23 protein-coding genes are annotated in these 16,210 nt (G+C 60.8%); all 23 read right to left on the reverse strand.

Annotated features, from left to right (window positions below):
* Positions 1-152: 152 nt before the first annotated feature.
* Complete coding sequence (locus PT279_RS08955; protein ID WP_277167120.1) at positions 153-452, reverse strand: hypothetical protein; 300 nt, start codon at positions 450-452, stop codon at positions 153-155.
* Entirely contained in the window at positions 449-850 is a 402-nt protein-coding gene (locus PT279_RS08960; RefSeq protein ID WP_277167121.1) for a hypothetical protein, read from the reverse strand. Before PT279_RS08960 ends, PT279_RS08955 begins: the two co-directional genes overlap by 4 nt.
* 2 nt (positions 851-852) lie before the next feature.
* Complete coding sequence (locus PT279_RS08965) at positions 853-1,509, reverse strand: DUF4417 domain-containing protein (protein WP_277167122.1); 657 nt, start codon at positions 1,507-1,509, stop codon at positions 853-855.
* A 194-nt stretch (positions 1,510-1,703) separates the two neighbouring features.
* Complete coding sequence (locus PT279_RS08970) at positions 1,704-1,985, reverse strand: holin (RefSeq protein WP_277167123.1); 282 nt, start codon at positions 1,983-1,985, stop codon at positions 1,704-1,706.
* A gap of 11 nt (positions 1,986-1,996) precedes the next feature.
* Positions 1,997-2,989: a GH25 family lysozyme gene (locus PT279_RS08975; protein WP_277167124.1), complete on the reverse strand. Its 993-nt coding sequence runs from the start codon at positions 2,987-2,989 to the stop codon at positions 1,997-1,999.
* Positions 2,990-3,078: 89 nt separating this feature from the next.
* Positions 3,079-3,255, reverse strand: a complete 177-nt coding sequence (locus tag PT279_RS08980; protein WP_277167126.1) for a hypothetical protein — start codon at positions 3,253-3,255, stop codon at positions 3,079-3,081.
* Positions 3,252-3,563, reverse strand: coding sequence for a hypothetical protein (locus tag PT279_RS08985; RefSeq protein WP_277167127.1), 312 nt, complete (start codon positions 3,561-3,563; stop codon positions 3,252-3,254). Before PT279_RS08985 ends, PT279_RS08980 begins: the two co-directional genes overlap by 4 nt.
* Before the next feature lie 63 nt (positions 3,564-3,626).
* Entirely contained in the window at positions 3,627-4,754 is a 1,128-nt protein-coding gene (locus PT279_RS08990) for an SGNH/GDSL hydrolase family protein (RefSeq protein ID WP_277167128.1), read from the reverse strand.
* A gap of 31 nt (positions 4,755-4,785) precedes the next feature.
* Positions 4,786-5,145: a hypothetical protein gene (locus PT279_RS08995; protein ID WP_277167129.1), complete on the reverse strand. Its 360-nt coding sequence runs from the start codon at positions 5,143-5,145 to the stop codon at positions 4,786-4,788.
* Positions 5,146-5,154: 9 nt separating this feature from the next.
* The gene (locus PT279_RS09000) at positions 5,155-5,793 is read right to left on the reverse strand and encodes a hypothetical protein (RefSeq protein WP_277167130.1); all 639 of its coding nucleotides are present in this window, start codon (positions 5,791-5,793) and stop codon (positions 5,155-5,157) included.
* A complete protein-coding gene (locus PT279_RS09005) occupies positions 5,790-6,887 on the reverse strand; it encodes a hypothetical protein (protein WP_277167131.1) in 1,098 nt (365 codons plus the stop codon). Before PT279_RS09005 ends, PT279_RS09000 begins: the two co-directional genes overlap by 4 nt.
* 2 nt (positions 6,888-6,889) lie before the next feature.
* A complete protein-coding gene (locus tag PT279_RS09010; protein WP_277167132.1) occupies positions 6,890-7,663 on the reverse strand; it encodes a hypothetical protein in 774 nt (257 codons plus the stop codon).
* A 1-nt stretch (position 7,664) separates the two neighbouring features.
* Complete coding sequence (locus PT279_RS09015) at positions 7,665-11,225, reverse strand: hypothetical protein (protein ID WP_277167134.1); 3,561 nt, start codon at positions 11,223-11,225, stop codon at positions 7,665-7,667.
* Positions 11,218-11,388 carry a hypothetical protein gene (locus PT279_RS09020; RefSeq protein WP_277167135.1) on the reverse strand — a complete coding sequence of 57 codons (171 nt, stop codon included), beginning with the start codon at positions 11,386-11,388 and terminating at the stop codon, positions 11,218-11,220. Before PT279_RS09020 ends, PT279_RS09015 begins: the two co-directional genes overlap by 8 nt.
* Positions 11,389-11,423: 35 nt before the next feature.
* Positions 11,424-11,858, reverse strand: coding sequence for a hypothetical protein (locus tag PT279_RS09025; RefSeq protein ID WP_277167137.1), 435 nt, complete (start codon positions 11,856-11,858; stop codon positions 11,424-11,426).
* Positions 11,859-11,969: 111 nt separating this feature from the next.
* Positions 11,970-12,545 carry a hypothetical protein gene (locus PT279_RS09030; protein ID WP_277167138.1) on the reverse strand — a complete coding sequence of 192 codons (576 nt, stop codon included), beginning with the start codon at positions 12,543-12,545 and terminating at the stop codon, positions 11,970-11,972.
* A gap of 34 nt (positions 12,546-12,579) precedes the next feature.
* Positions 12,580-13,044, reverse strand: coding sequence for a minor capsid protein (locus PT279_RS09035; protein ID WP_277167139.1), 465 nt, complete (start codon positions 13,042-13,044; stop codon positions 12,580-12,582).
* Positions 13,041-13,403 carry a hypothetical protein gene (locus PT279_RS09040; protein ID WP_277167140.1) on the reverse strand — a complete coding sequence of 121 codons (363 nt, stop codon included), beginning with the start codon at positions 13,401-13,403 and terminating at the stop codon, positions 13,041-13,043. The genes PT279_RS09035 and PT279_RS09040 overlap by 4 nt, the downstream gene beginning before the upstream one ends.
* 11 nt (positions 13,404-13,414) lie before the next feature.
* Positions 13,415-13,753: a hypothetical protein gene (locus tag PT279_RS09045; protein WP_277167142.1), complete on the reverse strand. Its 339-nt coding sequence runs from the start codon at positions 13,751-13,753 to the stop codon at positions 13,415-13,417.
* A gap of 2 nt (positions 13,754-13,755) precedes the next feature.
* Positions 13,756-14,196, reverse strand: coding sequence for a hypothetical protein (locus PT279_RS09050; protein WP_277167143.1), 441 nt, complete (start codon positions 14,194-14,196; stop codon positions 13,756-13,758).
* 3 nt (positions 14,197-14,199) lie between these two features.
* Entirely contained in the window at positions 14,200-14,586 is a 387-nt protein-coding gene (locus PT279_RS09055; protein ID WP_277167144.1) for a hypothetical protein, read from the reverse strand.
* Positions 14,587-14,653: 67 nt separating this feature from the next.
* Positions 14,654-15,565, reverse strand: coding sequence for a P22 phage major capsid protein family protein (locus PT279_RS09060; protein ID WP_277167145.1), 912 nt, complete (start codon positions 15,563-15,565; stop codon positions 14,654-14,656).
* A gap of 20 nt (positions 15,566-15,585) precedes the next feature.
* Entirely contained in the window at positions 15,586-16,173 is a 588-nt protein-coding gene (locus PT279_RS09065) for a hypothetical protein (RefSeq protein ID WP_277167146.1), read from the reverse strand.
* Positions 16,174-16,210: the final 37 nt, after the last annotated feature.

Consider the following 16,210-nt stretch of genomic DNA (forward strand, 5'->3'; position numbering starts at 1 on the left):
GTGGGCAATAAGGGATTCGAAACACCTATTCTCGACTATATGGGAGTAGGTGTTTCGGCTTCAGCGTTGCTATTTCAACGTTTTATAGATTTTATGACTTAATATGATTATGATGTTTTCTGATGTTTTCCGGCCAAAAACCGGCCAAAATTTCAAGCGCTGATCAAGACGATATCGGGCCACGCCTCATGCAGGGAACGATTGTCGAGCAGTGGAATTGGTGTCTCGGCAAACTCGTTCATGTCCTTGGTACCGAGGAACAGGACCAGGTAGTTGCCGTCCTCGCCGTAACGGGTGGAATCGACCAAAGCCCAATAGCCGTCACGTATGGTTTGGATCATGAACATCCGACCCTTATAGGATAGCCATAGATCGGCGCAGGGGAGGCAGTCGTAGACGAACTCGTCCCAGGACATTGAAGTGCCCCAGCCGTCGTCTGCCGGCTTGCTCATGAGCTCCTGTGACGTTTCCATATCCTGTTCACCTCCTGGATCATTCTCTGTTCCCTGTCGTTTACCTTGCGGGGCTTGGCTTCCTTTCGCGTGTGGCTTTCGTTGTGGAAGTAGCCTTCGTGGGTGTGTGGTTTCAGGTTATCATCCGAATGATCCAGATGCACGCTCTTGAAGCGTTTCCCCTCGGAATCGAAATAGGTGATGCTTTTGAGCTGTCTGGTCTTGCTGCTTACCAGTACATAGACGCGGCCCTTGGTCATGGTCTCCATTGGAGTCTTACTGCTTCTATTGTTGTTCTCGATGAATTTTATATTGCCGTCGGTCAGCAATGTCTTGTATTCGGTGCCGTATTTCTTGCCCTGTTTTGAGATTCCGCTTGCTGCCCCTCGTCCTCCCATAATCATGATTCCTTTCGTTCGTCGATTTGTTTGAGCTTGGTGATGGTCTCGTTGTTGTAATAGACGCATTTGACCGGTGGCGCATATCCAGGTATCGGTTTTCCGTAGAACAGTACCTTTGACGGTTCGAGCATTTCCAGGGCTTCTCGGAATCCTCGCACCCAGAGGCGTGTAGCCTTTCGGTCGTTAAGCACGCCGACTGTGGATACCGCGACAGTGGAATGGTGCGGCAGTCCATCGAAGCAGTACTCGTAGCTGCTCGGACGGCTCCATTGCAACGTAGGGATCACTTGTAGCCCTTGTGCCTGCCACCATGCGCCGAGCAGACGATTGCGGTAGCAGTTCCATCGAAGCATGGGTGCTGGCATATCAGTGTAGAGGCTGAAATCGGGGGTCAGCATGCATTGGAAACGAGCGAGCAAGTCGGTGTAGTCTTCAGGCCTGTTCCAGACACGTTGGAACTGGTAGTCATCGATGAAGAAATGCACGCCGCAGTCTATCCGTCTGGAGGTTTTCGCATTGTTGAAGCCGATAAGTCTTGTGGGCATTGCCTCGCAGGGATGGATGACCGGCATACCGTCTTCGGTGAGTTTGATTTGCTGCAGGAGGTCGAGATGATAGATGCCGTAGGTTCGGTCGCGTCCGATTTTCTTGGACAAGATATTTTCCTCGCAGATGGTTTGAAATGACGGTTTGGTTTTGACAATGTTGAAAATCGGCAAAAATAGTCCTTGATTTTTCAACGTTCTTTTTAGGAAATGACTAAAGGCTGGTTTGGGAGTAAAGAAATAGTCCATGAAACAACGAAACGCCCCATTTCGGTTTGTAGCCGAAGTGGGGTGTTTCGTTGAGCTTATTTGTTGAGTTGTGGGAGGCTGGTGCCGTCGTCGACTTCGGGTATTCCTGCGATTGAGGTGAGGATGCTGAGGAGCATCGCGAGTGCCATGGTGCCGAGTCCCGTCTGCCAGTCGACCTGGCCGATGGTAGCGGCCGCGGCCGGCACGTAAGCGATGAGCGTCTGCGCGCCGGTCTTGACGGCGCGGACGGCGGCGGCCCTGCACCAGCGGAGGAAGGAGCCGTTTTCGGCCTTCCCGGCGTTGTTGGGCAGCGCGTGTTTTGGTTCTTCTTCGGTCATTGTTTGCCTCCTTAGAAGGTGCCTTGGTTGAGCCGGGTCTGCAGGGCCTTGACGGTGTCGGGGCCGAAGACGCCGTCCTGGGCGACGCCGAGGCGCGCCTGTATGCCGCGCACGGTGTCGGGGCCGAGCAGCCCGTCCTGCGGGAGCCCGAGCACGGCCTGGACGCGGCGGACGAGCTGCGAACCGCCCTTGCCGTAGGAGTAGGCGGCGAGCGCGGGGCGTCCCGTCCAGCCTCCGGATGGTGCCCCCTGCCCGCTGATCACCCCGTCCACGGGGGTGCCCATGATCTGCTGCCAGCGGTGCACGGTCGCCGGGCCGCACGCCCCGTCGACGGCGAGCTGCGTTGGAGCCGGCTGGGGTACGGGACCTGCGCTGCCGGCGGCGTAGCGGTCCCATGCGGCCCGGTCGCCGTAGAAGAGGTCGAGGTCGAGGGGCTTGCCGTAGCCGACGATATGGCCTTGGCTGGTGAACTGGCGCATCGCGGCCGGCACCTCTTTCCAGGGGTGTTCCTGCCAGCCTTGGGGCTCCGGGACGGCGTAGCAGGCGTCCCAGACCCCGCAGTCGTATTTCCTGGCGATGGGGTCGACGGTGTCGGCGTCCTTGCGGGCGCGGTAGATCATCGGGTGCACGCCGGTGCCGTTGATGTAGGCGGCGAGCCACCGGTCGAGGTAGGAGACGTCAGGGTAGGCGCGGTTGTCGCCTTCCTCCCAGTCCACCGAGGGGACGAAGCAGTGCAGGTAGCCGGTCGTGTTCGCGGCGAAGAACCGGGCCTCGTCCTCCGCGGAGGCCCGGCCGCGGATGTAGTGCATGTAGCCGATGCCCTTGCACGCCTTCAGGGCCTTCTGGATGATGGGGTCGGCTCCCGGCCACACCGAGTCGATGATGCCGTTGTGGGTGAGCTCGCCCGCGCCCCAGGTGCACTGGACGACCACGCCGTCGCAGTCGGCGGCAGCCGGGTCGAAGTCCGGCTTGTAATTGGACACGTCCACGATGCGAAGTGCCATGATTGATACTTCCTTCCGCCCGTCTCCGGGCATGGAAAAGGCCACCCCGGTGTGGGATGGCCCTGGTTCTGTTCTGTTGCGGTGTTGGTCTATAGATTGGCGAGCAGCCAAATGAGCGCGGCCCATTGTGAGAGCCCGCAGGCCTCCAGGACCGCGAACACGACGGCCCCGACGGCGATGCCGAGCAGGGCGAGCACCAGGATGACGCCGGCGATCTGCAGCATGAGTTTGTGCCGTCTGGCGAATCGTCTGATCCAGGTCATCATGTCTCCTTGCTGTCTGGCCCGTAGTGGGCTTCGATAATCTCCCGGTGGAGTTTCGTACCGACACCGTTGCCGCCGAGGGCGTGGTAGGCGTCATAGATGTCATCGGCCTCCTCGGCCACATCGATGTCCACCGGCAGCCCCTTCTTCACGGTCTCCCGGTGAATACGGTGCAGCTCACCGCGCATGAGCGCCTGCATGCCCTTGAGCAGGGCACGGCCGTAGCGCCACATGACCGCCAAGGCGGTCAATAGGCCCCCGCCGGCCGCCGAGGCGAGCGGGACGATGAGTTGCTGCAGCCAGTCAGGCACGATGAGGCCTCCAGAGTTTTGATGTCGGTGTGTTTAGCCAATCGGGTATTCGGGCCATATGGCTCATTGGACCGCCATCGGGTAGGTGATGTCCGTGAAGGCGACGTTGGGGCCGGGGGTGCCAAAAATATTGTTGATGCTGCACTGCCCGTCGGCGGCGAGCTTGATGAGGCACAGGGTAGCGCCCGAATTGGTCCAGCCGACCACGTATCGATCGCTGCCGGGGCAGAGCGGTCCGTCGAGCCTGGTGAAACCCCATCCGGTGTAGATGTCGCTTCCCGCGTTGAAGCGGCCCTTGATATGGACCATGCCCTCGATGGCGTCCGCAGTGGCGTTGATGTTCGTCGCGCCGTTGTAGGGCGGCAGGTCGGTCACCGCCCAGTCCATGGCCGACGGGCCGCCGTTGAGCGCGATGAGGACACGGCTCGCCATGATCTTGTACCCATCGTCATTCGGATGCATGTCAAGCGATCCGTCCGGCATCTTGAAGCAGTAGTACGGCTGGCCGTAGATCCATTGCCAGCTGTCCCAGATGACCTGCACGTTGCCGACGATCCCTGCTGCTTTCTTGATCTCGTAGGCCCGTGTCAGGCCGTCGGCGTCCACCGGACGGTAGTCGCCCCAGAAGCACGGGATGGCGATGAGGCGTGCGGCCGGCCAGGCCGAGCGCAGCCATGTGAACAGCTGCGTGGCCTGCGCCTCGATGTTGGTGGGCCCGTCGTTGCGCCCGCCGGCGACGAGCACCACATCCGGGTCGACGCCGTCGTTTTTCGCCTTCTGCGCCTGGCCGAGGAAGTTGTTTCCGCCGCCGAGTTCGTACCCGGTGCCGCCGATCGCGTAATTGTATTCCCGCCAGCCCATCTTCCGGCAGACGATGGTCGACCACCGCGCCTCGTCATTGGTGGCGCGGAATCCGGCGGCGTAGCTGTCGCCGACGACCAGGCACGAGCCCCCGTACAGCGCCGTGCGCACGGCCGAGCCCGGGGTACGGATGAGATTGGACACGGTCTGGTCGGGGACCTTGCCGGCCGCCACCGCCGCATCGCGCGCCGACTCCGCGCCGTCCCGCGCCGTCTGAGCCTCGTCGCGCGCCGACTCCGACGCCCGCTGGCACGCCAGCGCCTCAGGCGTCACATCCCCCTTCGGCCCCGGTATGGCTACTTCCTTTTTATCGAAAATATGGTCGACCACAATCGACTCCCTTCTGAATAATCCTGTGAATCTAGAGGGCAAGGGCGAAATAGCCCCAGCCCAGCACCTCCGCGCCGTCAGTGTCGTCCGTCGGCCATGCGCGGATGCGCCATTCCCCGACGGTGCGCTGCCCCCACGCGTCGGCGGCGAACGCCGAGGCGGGGATCACGGCGTAGGCGAGCCCGTCGGCGGTCATCCTGCACTGCTGCGAGTACCACAGCTCGCCCGACGGCGAGCGCAGTTCCAGCACCCCCTGCCAGTGCAGCAGGTCGACGGGCTGGTAGCCCTTGCCGTCGCCCCGGTCCTGCGTCCACCGGACGCCTATCGATTCGGTGCCGCCTCGGTGCAGGAGCACATCGCCCCTGCCCGGCGTCCTGCAGATCACGCTCATACGTCCTCCTCAGTCGAGCGGGTATTCGAATACGAAGGTCCCCGGCAGCACTTTTTCGGGGGTGCGCGGCGCGACGGTCAGCACGCCCTCCGGGGATATGCCCACCATCGCGCGCGTCGTGGCCGCGTCGTCCCAGGTCAGCAGCGCCCAGTGCTGGTAGGCCGGGCGGTAGGCCGGCGGCAGGGTCTGGATCGGGGTGTTCTTCCACCCGCTGACCGTGTCGCCCGCCACGCCCTGCTTGTCACACAGCACCCATGCCCGCCGTCCGACGCCCGTGACGGTGACCTGCCGGTAATAGGAGTTGGCCGTCGTCCATGTGGACGTGACGTCGCGGGCCACAGGGCGTCGGCGGTCGCCGTCGTCGTACCATGCCCCGATGCCCGACGCGTCGACCACCAGCAGCACGCACGGCACCGACGGGCTCGACGCGGCCAGCGAATCCACCACGTACACCGGCAGGCCCCCATGCTGCGCCACGATCTCATCGACCTTCTTCTGCAGGTCAGCAAGACGCTGGCCTTGTTCCTTGATTTTGTCGACGCTTGCATAGGTCTGTGTGCGCTTGGGCCGGGAGGCTTCGTCCAGCTGTTTCTGCATGGAGTTCAGACGCTCGACTATCCAACGCAAAGGGTCGTTGCCGCTGCTCATTTCGCCTCCACTGTCAGAAACTCGTCCGCGAAAGAACCCTTGACGCTTTCAACGCGCAACATCAGCCGTGTACGGCCAAGAACGGAGTCGTCCGTATGCAGGCCAATGGAATCGCCGGCGAGCACGTTGTGACCGCAGCCGACGCGAAGCTGGTAGGTATCCTGCCCATGCGAGCCCGCCGAGACGGTGCGTCGGGCATACCCCTGCAGGCTGCCGAGGCTTGTTTCGGTCGAATGGCTCAGGTCGCCGCCCTGCAGAAGGGGGTACCCGTCGTCGGTGAGTGTGGATGAGTTGGCCATGGCCATGAAGGCCTTGTCGTCGTTCGACCCTCCGGTCTCCCATTCCTGTCCGATCATCTCCTGCCCGTCGTCGTCCACGTCGGTGATGATGACCCGCTGTTCTTTGGCCAGCGGGTTGAACGCCCATGAATGTTCGACCAGCGTGCTGGCCGCTTTGAAACGGTAACGGAGCGTATTGTTGGCGATATATGGGTCGAACCGGGTCTCGTAGCCCCGCTGGGTGATGTCGCCCATCGCGTCGGAGACGGTCTTGAGGTCGGTGATCAAATACTTGATGCTCACGCTTCCGCCGGCAACCGGTGCGGGCGAGTCGACGGGGAGCGGACCCCATTGCAGGGCTATTTGGACGAGACGGTACAGCACGTTTGGCCCGGTCGCGGAATATTCCACGCTCATGCCTGCTACAGGATGTTGGTCGTCGATAACAATCTGCCGGTCAACCCATTCGGCACGGTTCACGGGGTCGATGACCAGACGCTTGCCGAGCAGGGTCATCATGCTGCCGCACGTGTATTTCAGCTCGTCGGATGCGCTTTCCCCGCCGATGGTGTAGTGGCGTGAGACCACGGGGCCGGCGTATCTGACTGTGTTGCCTTGCAAAACTGCCAGCGTCGCCTTCCATGGCTTTACCTTGGCCCACACGGATTTTCGTATGGTCTGATCGGTGAGGGGCACGGTCACATTGAGGCTGCCTTTGCCGTTGCGCTCGTCGGACCAGTCGCATTCGCTGACGGGCAGGCGGGCGAGATAGGCTCCGGTGACGGTGTCGTAGGCCTTGACGGTCAATGGTTCCATATTTACCTCCATGCCGGGCAGAAGGACAGTGTGGTCTTCGCCGTCTGATCTGCGGATATGGTGATGCTGTTGGCGCCGGGCTGGATGGCGAACAGGTCGTCGTTCGTGATGCTGCCGCTGCTGGGCGTCAGGTCGTTGAAATCGATGTCGAGGCTTGCGGCGTTGCCCGACCACTGTACGGAATGTCCGCTGGAGGCTAGGGAAAGGCTGGTGACAGGACCGTCCACATGGATGGATGGGAGGCTTGAGGCTATGCCATTGTCCTCGATGTGCAGGGTCCCGCTCCCTGCGAGTGTGCTGGTGATGGGGTCGCCGAGTTTCAGCGGGTCGAGGCTGAGGATGAGTGTGAACCGTGTTGATTCGACGCCCGGCCATGACTGCGTTATCGGCTGCGTGAGTATCCCATCGCTGTGCCTGCGACCCAGCCCGTCTTCCACGGTCAGGCGGACCCGCTGTGTGACGAGGCTGTTCAACAGGTCGAGAAACCGCAGGTCGGTCAGGGACGACGACTGCCGCGACCACCGGTGCTGGCTGCGGCGGCAGTGCAGGGTGACGGTGCGGTGCGAGGTGAACAGGCGGAGCGGCATGTATGAGCCGTCGCCCTGCGGGTTGACGACCGGGGCGTTCCGCTGTTCCAGCGAATCGTACCATCCTTCCGGCATGGCCGACAGGAACGCCATGTTGTCGGGAAACGGGTCGTGCCCCCACTGCTCATGGCTGTCGAGCAGGATGATGCCGTGTTCGGGATGGCTTTTCGGCTCTAAGGTGATTCTCAATTCACACCTCCAGTTTCCGTCTGAACAGCTCGTACGTGCGTCGTGCGGTGGCATCGGGGTCGCCGTTGCCTTGCACGATGATCTGTATCGGCTGTGTTTCATGTTTCCGTTGGGGGATGCGGTCGACTTCCTCGCGTGTCCGGTAGACGGGGTGCGGGTTGTGCAGCGAGCTGCGGAACGCGTAGACGCCCTTCTGCCCGCCCATCGCGCGCACGTCGTCCACCGTGAGTACATGCTCGCCCGGGTTCAGACGCGCGTTCTGCAGAATCACGTTGTCCTTGACGGGCGAATACGGGCCGGTTACTTCGCCACTGAATTCGCCACCGGAAGCATAACCTGGTACTTCGCCACCGTTATAGAATTTATAACCGCTGGCATAGGGGCCTTGGGGACTCGGATTATTGTTCTCGATTCCAGGTAAGTATTTTCCGATGATGTTGAAATACTTATCATGGATTGTTTCTTGCTCGACGGCGGTTATGGTCCCGGTCGCCTTGTCAATCGCAATGAGTTCCGACTGTTTATTGTTCAAAACTGCACCGTTGGCGATACCAAGGGCAGTCATGTACTGGCCGTTGTCTCCGATCAGCAGGCCGGTATGCGGGTCTATTTTCCACCCGTTCGTCTGAGCCAGCTTCTGCCAGTATTCATTGTTGTCAGCCTTCAATTGACCGGTCTTCGTGTCGATAGCAGCGCCGTTGGCAAGAGCCAAGGCCACATCATACTGCTGCTTGTCCAGAGTGAGCTTGCCGTTCTTGTCGTCGATTTTCGCCCCAGTGACCTTGGCGATAGCATCCATGGCCTTCTTGTTGTCGCCGGTGATGGTAATGGTCTTCTCGTCCCTGGAAACGTTGGCGGCCGTGACTCCCAGATTCTTCAGCTCGTTCTTCGCCTGGTCGTCGTCCACCATGATGTGGGTCGTCGGATCGGCGGGCATCTTCATGATCTGGTCAAGCAGTGCGGACACCTGATTGCGGTTGAGCCCGTTGGCTGCCGCCACATCGAGAATCTTCTGGCGAGAGTCCATGAGGGACTGGTTCGCGTCCAGATACGCCTTCTGCGACTTGCCCTCGCTGTTGATAATGGAATCCGCTTTGTCCTGGGCGTCTTTAACGGTCTGCTCGATGAGCTGATGGTTCTTCGCGCCGTACGTCGTGTTCGCGTCCATGCTCGTGGCCTTGGCTTTGCCGACCTGCGCGATGTTCTGCCTGATGGTCGAAGCCATCGTGTCGAACTGCGTCGTCAGCGTGCTGGTCGCCTGGTCCAATTTCTGCGCCTGCCCGTTCAGCAGGTCCAACGCAGACTTGTAATCCTTGGCAGCGGCACTGGCCTGCGTTTCCGCATTCTGGAGCTGAAGCCATTCGCTCTGGCTCAATCCCAGAATCTGCGCCTGCGCCGAAATCTTCGTCGTCGTGTCCTCCGCTGCAGCTGCCACCTGCTTCTGGTCCTCGGAGGCTTTCTGATAGGCGCCATGCTGGTCCTGAATGGTTTTCAGAAGCTTCTGAGCGGACTGGGCGTTCTTGTCCTGCACCGGATACATGCCGCTTTCGGTCGCAGTGTAAGTGGTGCCGGCGTCGATGGTCTTCTGCAGACTCTTGACTAGCGAATCATAAGCGCCATTCTGACCGGTAATCGCATCGGTGACCTTGCCCTGGGCGATACCAAGCTCGTTCGCAGCATCGAGCGCCCCGGAGTCTTTGGCCTGCTTGGCGACGCTTTTCGCCACGTTCTCGTCGATGGCGCCATTGGACTGCTGCAATGCGGAAGTGTAATCCTGTTGGGCATCCGCTGCCTTGTTCGATTTGCTTGCCACCACGCCGAATGCGGCTCCGAGCAATCCAAGAGCGGCTGTGGCGATACCGATGGGGCTGGCGAGTTTGGCGAGCGTTTCGGCTACCGTCAGCCCTTTCATGGCCGTGGTCACACCCTCGATGATGGGTGTGACCACGCTGAACAGTTTAAATGCCGTGACAGCCGTCATCGCACCTGTCGCCACTGCCGCCAATACCGGCGTGGGAATCGCCTTGATGACCCCGCTCACATCTGTCACGGCCGTCAAAATGAGACCGCCCCAAGGCTGGAACGCGCTGGCCACATGGCCGGCCGCTCCGATGAGATTGCCCAGCGCCGAACCGACGGACGGAAGGGTGGAGATGAGATAGGAGACGAACTGCTTCGCCCCGCTGCCCGTACCCCAGCTCGCGAACCGGGCGGAACTGCGTTCCAACCCCGAATCCACGCTCACCAACACCGGCGTCATCTGCCGCAGCAAGCCCAATACGCCCTGCAAACCGTTGCCGCTGATGGTACCCAACCCCCGGCTGAACATGCCTACGTCACCGTTGAGCACCGGCATGCTGCCGTGCAGTTCGCCTGTTACCTGGTTCATACCGGTCAGATACGCGACAGCCCCAGTGTTCGAAAGCTGGTTCATATCGTCGCCGAGGGAGTGCAGGTCGGCCTTGTACTGCTGGCCGGTTATCGACCCTCTGTCCATGGCCGCATTGACGCCGCGAAATGCGAGGACGCCCGAAGCGGCCATGCCGATCAGTGCCGTACCTGCCCCTGCGGCGGCCCCGACGATGGGTACCAGGGCCGGGGCGACGAGCAGCAGCGCGTTGCGAAGCTGATGATACGATTTCGCCTGCTGCTCGGCAGCACTTGAATTGCTGTCCTTGGCCGCGGTATCTGCCTCGGTGGCCGCGGTATCCGTTTGCGCCGCTGCAGCATCAGCACTCTTTGCTTTTGCGGCCTTATCAGTCTGTGAAGCTTCCTTACTGCTCGCTGCAGTGTCCGCCGAAGATGCCGAGGCATCGACCTGCAGCGCTACTCCATGTTCGGTGAGCACACGGTTAAGCTTCTCCTGGGCTTCAGCTTGTTCCTGTTCGACGCGGGTGGCAGCGGCTTCGGCGGTCATCAAGCTGGATTGGCTGAACACGGTCTGCGACTGCACTGCATCCAATTCCTTATACGCTTCCGACAGGCGAGCGTTCGAACGCTCCAACGATGTCTCGGCCGTTCGCACAGCGTCGATCTCGCCGACGGCCTTGCCGGTTTGCGCGTTCACAATCACCGTATGAGTCTTGGCCACGCCATCTGCCTTGGCGGTGACCTCGTTGATGTGCGCTATGGCCTCATCCACGCGAGCGTCCACGCGCATCTGGATACGCTGGTCCTCAAGATCATCCGCTACAGCAGTCACCTGCTCGACCTTGCCCATGGCCTCCTGCACATCAGCGCCTACACGGACTTCCTTCTCGTCGCCCGTTGCTTGGTCCACGCTGGTGGCGACGGCTTGTATCTTGCCAACCGCCTCGTCCACGTCGGCATCCATGCGCAGGTTCTTGGACTCGTCGCTGAGCTTGTCTGCCTTCGCGCTGACCTCGTCCATCTTCTCGACGGCCTCGTGCACGTCTGCGCCGATATGCAGATCATCGTCACCGTCGCCGTGCTTCAGCTCCTGTTCGGCGGCCTTAGCTTTCTCGATGCCGTCCATGTAGTCGGTGATGTCAAGCTCCAGCAGCCCCTTGATGCTGCCTACTTCGGTGCTGCCGCTAGCCATGTGCCATCTCCTTCTGTTCCGCTTCCAGCGTGCGACGCAAACGGCCGTTCACGCCGATCAGTCCGATGGCGCGACGTACCAGCCACGGCCATGGGCGTTGTTCCAAGAGGTTCCTGTTGTCAAGTTCGAGCTTGTAGTATTCCTGCGCGTCGGCGACCAGCAAATCCCAATGGTCAAGCAGCTGGGGCCATGTGGGCGCTATCGTGCCTCCACGGGCTTCTTCCGGGATGTCTTCGTACCATTCGTAGAGGCCGGTTTCTGGATCGTATTCGCCTCGCCCCGCCTTGCGGATTCGGTCAGCCGTTCGAGTGCTTTTGGGTCGCCGCCGGTCTCCCACATGGCTTCGGCGCTCCTGCGGCCGTTCGTGAAGTCGCTGATGACAGTGAGGTACACTCGGTTCAGCGCCTGCCAGCTCACATTGTCCTTGATGAGTTTCTGCTGCATGTCGCCGAGCAGGATGCCGGCGATGTCCTCGACCTTGGCTGGCTGGCCGTCGTCCTTCTTGCCGCTGTGTATCCACTGCCATGCCTTCAGCCCGTCGGCTGCGCTGACGGCGGGAATGGTGTATGTTCTGCCGTCGATGGGCAGTTCCAACGGGTCTGGTGCTATGTCGGAAAAGTCTTTGAATGCCATTTGTCGCTCCTGATGGTCGGTTCTGTCGCTCCAAGATGAAGAGGTCCCGTCCCCCGGGGAGCAAAATGACAAAGAGCCGGAGGACGGGAAGTGTTGATGGGGCCGCTGTGGTTATTCGGCGGATGCCGTGGAGGAGGATGCGTCATCGGCCGGTTCTCCGAGGGGAGGGACCGTGTAGCCGGTGGACGTGCCGTTGTCTTCGGGGGTGAGGTGTTCGGTCTGCGGCGTGGAGGGGGCGGGCTGACCGAGGGTGACGGGGTTGTCGATTTCCTCGCAGGGGCCGTCTCCGGTGAAGGTGATGGACACCTCTTCGAGGTCGGCGACGCCGGTCTTGGACTGCGTATATCCGACGATGGCTCGTCCCTGATGCGCCTCGGGCATGCCGTTACGGTCGTACCAACGGACGTAGAGTCGCGCGTCCTCGCCGAACTTGCCGACGCACTTGCGGCACAGTTCCTGCCCTTCGTCGAACCTGTTGGCGGTGATGAGGCGGTTGGCCTTGCATTCCAGGGACCATGCGAGCATGGTGATCTCCTTGGAACCCCAGCCATTGTTTTCGTAGTCATTCGCGTCCTGCAGGGTCGGGTCGAACTTGGGGTTGAAATCGGTCAGCCCGTTCAACGGCTTCCATGTGGTGCCGTCCTGGCTGATCTCCACCTTGAAGCGACGTGCCAATGCGATGGTCATGATGATGTTCCTTTCGTTTTGTTTTCAGGATTGTTTACCAGGTGCCGGTTGCCGGCCGGAGTCCGGTGGAAGGCAGGTCGAGGTCCACGTTGAACTGGACGGCGGTGACCCACCGTTTGCTCTCGTCCTGTCCCATGTTGACACCATTGCGTTTCCAGCATTGGGTGATGCTTACCCCGTCGCCAAGGTCGAAGCCGGTGAGCCCGTCGAGCTGCTGCCTGCACAGGTCGGCGAGACGATCACTGTCGAGCGGCTTTCCGGGCAGCCCCCTGCAGGCGGTCTGCAGTATGCCGGATTCCCGTGGCAGGCTCGGGTCGGATTGCATCGGTGTCCAGTTGAGGATGATGCACCGGTCGGGGTTTGTGGGCATGGTCTTCATGATGATGGCCGTGTCAGTAACCGCATACGGTTTGCCAGTCCGGTAGACGCCGATATCGTGGTCAGCGAGCAACCGGGCAACGCCCTCAAGCAGGGCAGCAGTGGGGTTGTATCCGCTCACAGGTCCTCCTTCAGCGCGTCGGCCATGATGTCGATGCAACGGTCCTTCTCGGTGTTCATGGCTGTGGTCAGGAAGAAGCTCTGCCCGTTGTCGTGGCGGAGCGGGGCGCCGAACCGGCCGTGCCGGTAGAAGACGCCGAACTCCTGATAGCGTGCGTAGGGCCCGGGGAACACGACCGTCAGATGGCCGTCGCTGGTCATACGCACGTCGGCCGAGCCTGCGAGGGAACCTAATTCCTTTGGGGCAAGTTCGGCGCTTACCTGGCGTATATGCTCTCCTGCCTGTATGAGGCCTTTGGTGCGTGCCTGATTGGCGCCTTTCTCGAGTTTCGAAAAATCGAATGATCCTTCGAACTTCATGTGGCACCTTCTTAAGCGAGGCTCACGGTCGTATGGTCAGGCAAACCGAGTGAACCGCTGTCGGCCACATTGACCAGCACGACACGGCCTTTCAGCACTTTGGTACCGTCGTCCATCACCTGCAGCACCTCGCTGTCCTGTTGAAACAGGGGAGCGTATTGGTTGTTGCAGGTGATGGTGGTGGAACCCACGATCTGCTGGCCTTGCTTATCGCGGACCAGCTTCGACTGGTCGTTGATGAAACAGGGGATAGCGGCGGATTCTTCGCAGATGTCCTCGCCGTTGCCATTCACGCCTTTCGACGCGCGAACGACCACCTGGTGCACGTAGAATTCCTCGAGCTCGTCCATGGTTAGCCTCCTAACCATGGAGAGCCACCGGACATGCCGGCCGCGTCAAGTATGCGACGGGCAGTGGGGGCGATGCCTTGCGCCACCTGCAGCCTTGCTTCGGCCTCGCTGTCCTGCTCGCCCTTGTTGTAGGTTATCGACGCGCCATTGATGCTTTTCGACGCCTTGGTACGGGTATCGATCACACCGCCCTTAGCTGGGTCGATGTCGAGCTGCAGCATGGCCGTGGCATGGGCGCACGTGGCGTCGCGCATCGCTTCCTTTGCTCGTTGGCCGGTGGGCATGCCCTTCTGGTCTACCGGGTAGACGCACAACGCCGTGTATTCGCGGACTGCAAGCGAGCCGGCGTTCAGCAACGATTCAAGGTTCTCGGGAAGTTCTTCGTCCTCCTTCAAACCTCTGTACTGGCGCCAGTCCTCTTTGTTCGCATACACGGGTTGCATAGTCTACTTGTCCTTCTTAGCGTCGTTGGCGGAGGCCTTCTTGTCAGCGGGAGCAGATGCCTGCGGGTCTGCCGGAGTCGCCGGTGCAGAATCTGCTGCAGGGGCCGGGTCAACTGGCACCTGTGTGGCTTCGGCATCGGCCTTCTGGAAGGCGGCGAGTTCCTCCGCGTACCTGCGCTTGGCCACTAGTTCCTTGGCCGAGTAGACGATGCTGGGGTCGGTCTCGCCGAAAAGCTGAGGGTTCGCCTTCCGAGCGTCCTTTTCCTTCAGTTCCTCGTAGCCGGGCTTCAGCTGTATATTGTTGGCATCGTCTTTGACGGTGAGATACTTCTTGTAGTGTTCGTCGCTGACGGCCTGTACGCCGCCTTCGGCGTTCTTGATGTATTTCAAAACGTTCTCTTTCGTTTGTTGGGAAAGCGTGCGCCATGGATGAAGTCTTATGGCGCACGCGGGTTGATTAGGAGAGGACCACAAAGCCCTTCTCGTCGCGGAGCTTCTTGACACCGTAGAGGATGTCGAACGTGGTCTGCACGCCGAGATCATCGTGGTCGTAGCTCATCGAGCAGCGAACCGTCAGACCGGAAATCGGGTCTGCAACGACCTGCTGCACGGTGCCGGAGCCGGCCGGAGCCATGGGAAGCGCGCGGGACGCGAGGATGATGGCACCCGGGTCAAACGCGAGGTTGTTGGTTACCGTGGGGGTACCTTCAACGGTGGGCACGAGCTGCGAATCGTGCAGCTGGAGTCCATAGATGCGGCCGAGCTGGCCGGTGGTCACGTCTCCACGGGAACCGTCATTGAACGCGAAGAAGTTCTGCAGGCTGTCATCGGCGAGCAGCGCGGCGGAGTCCTTGGTGCTCATGACCACGTGGCGGTTGCCGGCGGGCACCTTGTTGTCGGTGAACTTCTTGTTGATGGCGCGCAGGGTGGCGGCGTCGATGTTGGTGCCGGCGGTGCCGACGGAGCCGCTGAACTGGCTGTAGATGTTGAACAGGTCGGTTTCCACCTGTTCGGCGAGGGCGATGATCTGGGCCTTCACGTATTCCTGCTCGATGAGCGGGGTGCTGACGGCCTTGGCGAAGTCCTCGATCTCGACCGTGACTTCCTTATGCTTGTCGAGCTTCACTGCCGTGTCGCCCGTGTTCGGCACCTGCTTGGTGACCGGCTGGCCCTGCACCTTGTCGTGCGCCTGCAGCGTGCCGACATAGGGGATGTGCAAAGTATCGCCGAGGTTGAATACGGCGACGTCGGCGTCCTTGGTGACCATCGGCGCGAGGACGATGTTGCTGCGAAGGATCTCCAACGCCTCGTTCGCCCACACCTGGGGGATGAAGGGCGCGATCGCTCCCGTGGTGATGTTGTCTGCCATAATGTTTTGTTGCCTTTCGGTTAATGAATGCGACCCTCGGCCATCGCCTTAAGGATCTCTTCCCTGTGATCGTGGTAGAACTTCGGGTCGCTGACCTGCGCCTGCGTGAACACCGGCGGTTCGTTGGAGCCCGTGCCCACGTTCACGCCGCTCTTCGAAGCGGGTTGCGGGGTCTTGAAATCAAGCAAGGCCTTCACCTGGGCATCCAACGCGTCCTGCGTGGTTGCGGTGAGCAGGCTGACGGGAATGTTGTTCTTTGCAGCCGTTTCGGCCTGCAAGGACTTGACCTGCTGGGCTTCGAACTCGGCCTTGTACTTCGCGGCCTCATCCTGCGCCTTCTGCAATTCCGTCTTCTGCGATTCCTGGAACTCGTCGAATTGCCTGGCCTTGTCGGCGTTGGACTTGGCCTGAGCCTCGTTCTTGCGCGACAGCGACTTCCACTTCTCGGCTTCCGCCTTCCAATCGGTGACTTCGGTGTTCTGGCCTTCGTTGCCGGTCGTGCCTTCAACGCCCGTTGCGGGATTGGAGGTCTGCTGGCCTTCGAGGTTTTCAGCGCCGATTCCGGTGTTGCCTGTGGTATCGGTGTTGCCGGTTGTTTGTTCTGCCATTGTTGTTTTCTCCGTTTCGGATCTGTGTTTTGTTGTG

The sequence above is a fragment of the Bifidobacterium sp. ESL0784 genome, assembly GCF_029433295.1.
GTDB lineage: Bacteria > Actinomycetota > Actinomycetes > Actinomycetales > Bifidobacteriaceae > Bifidobacterium.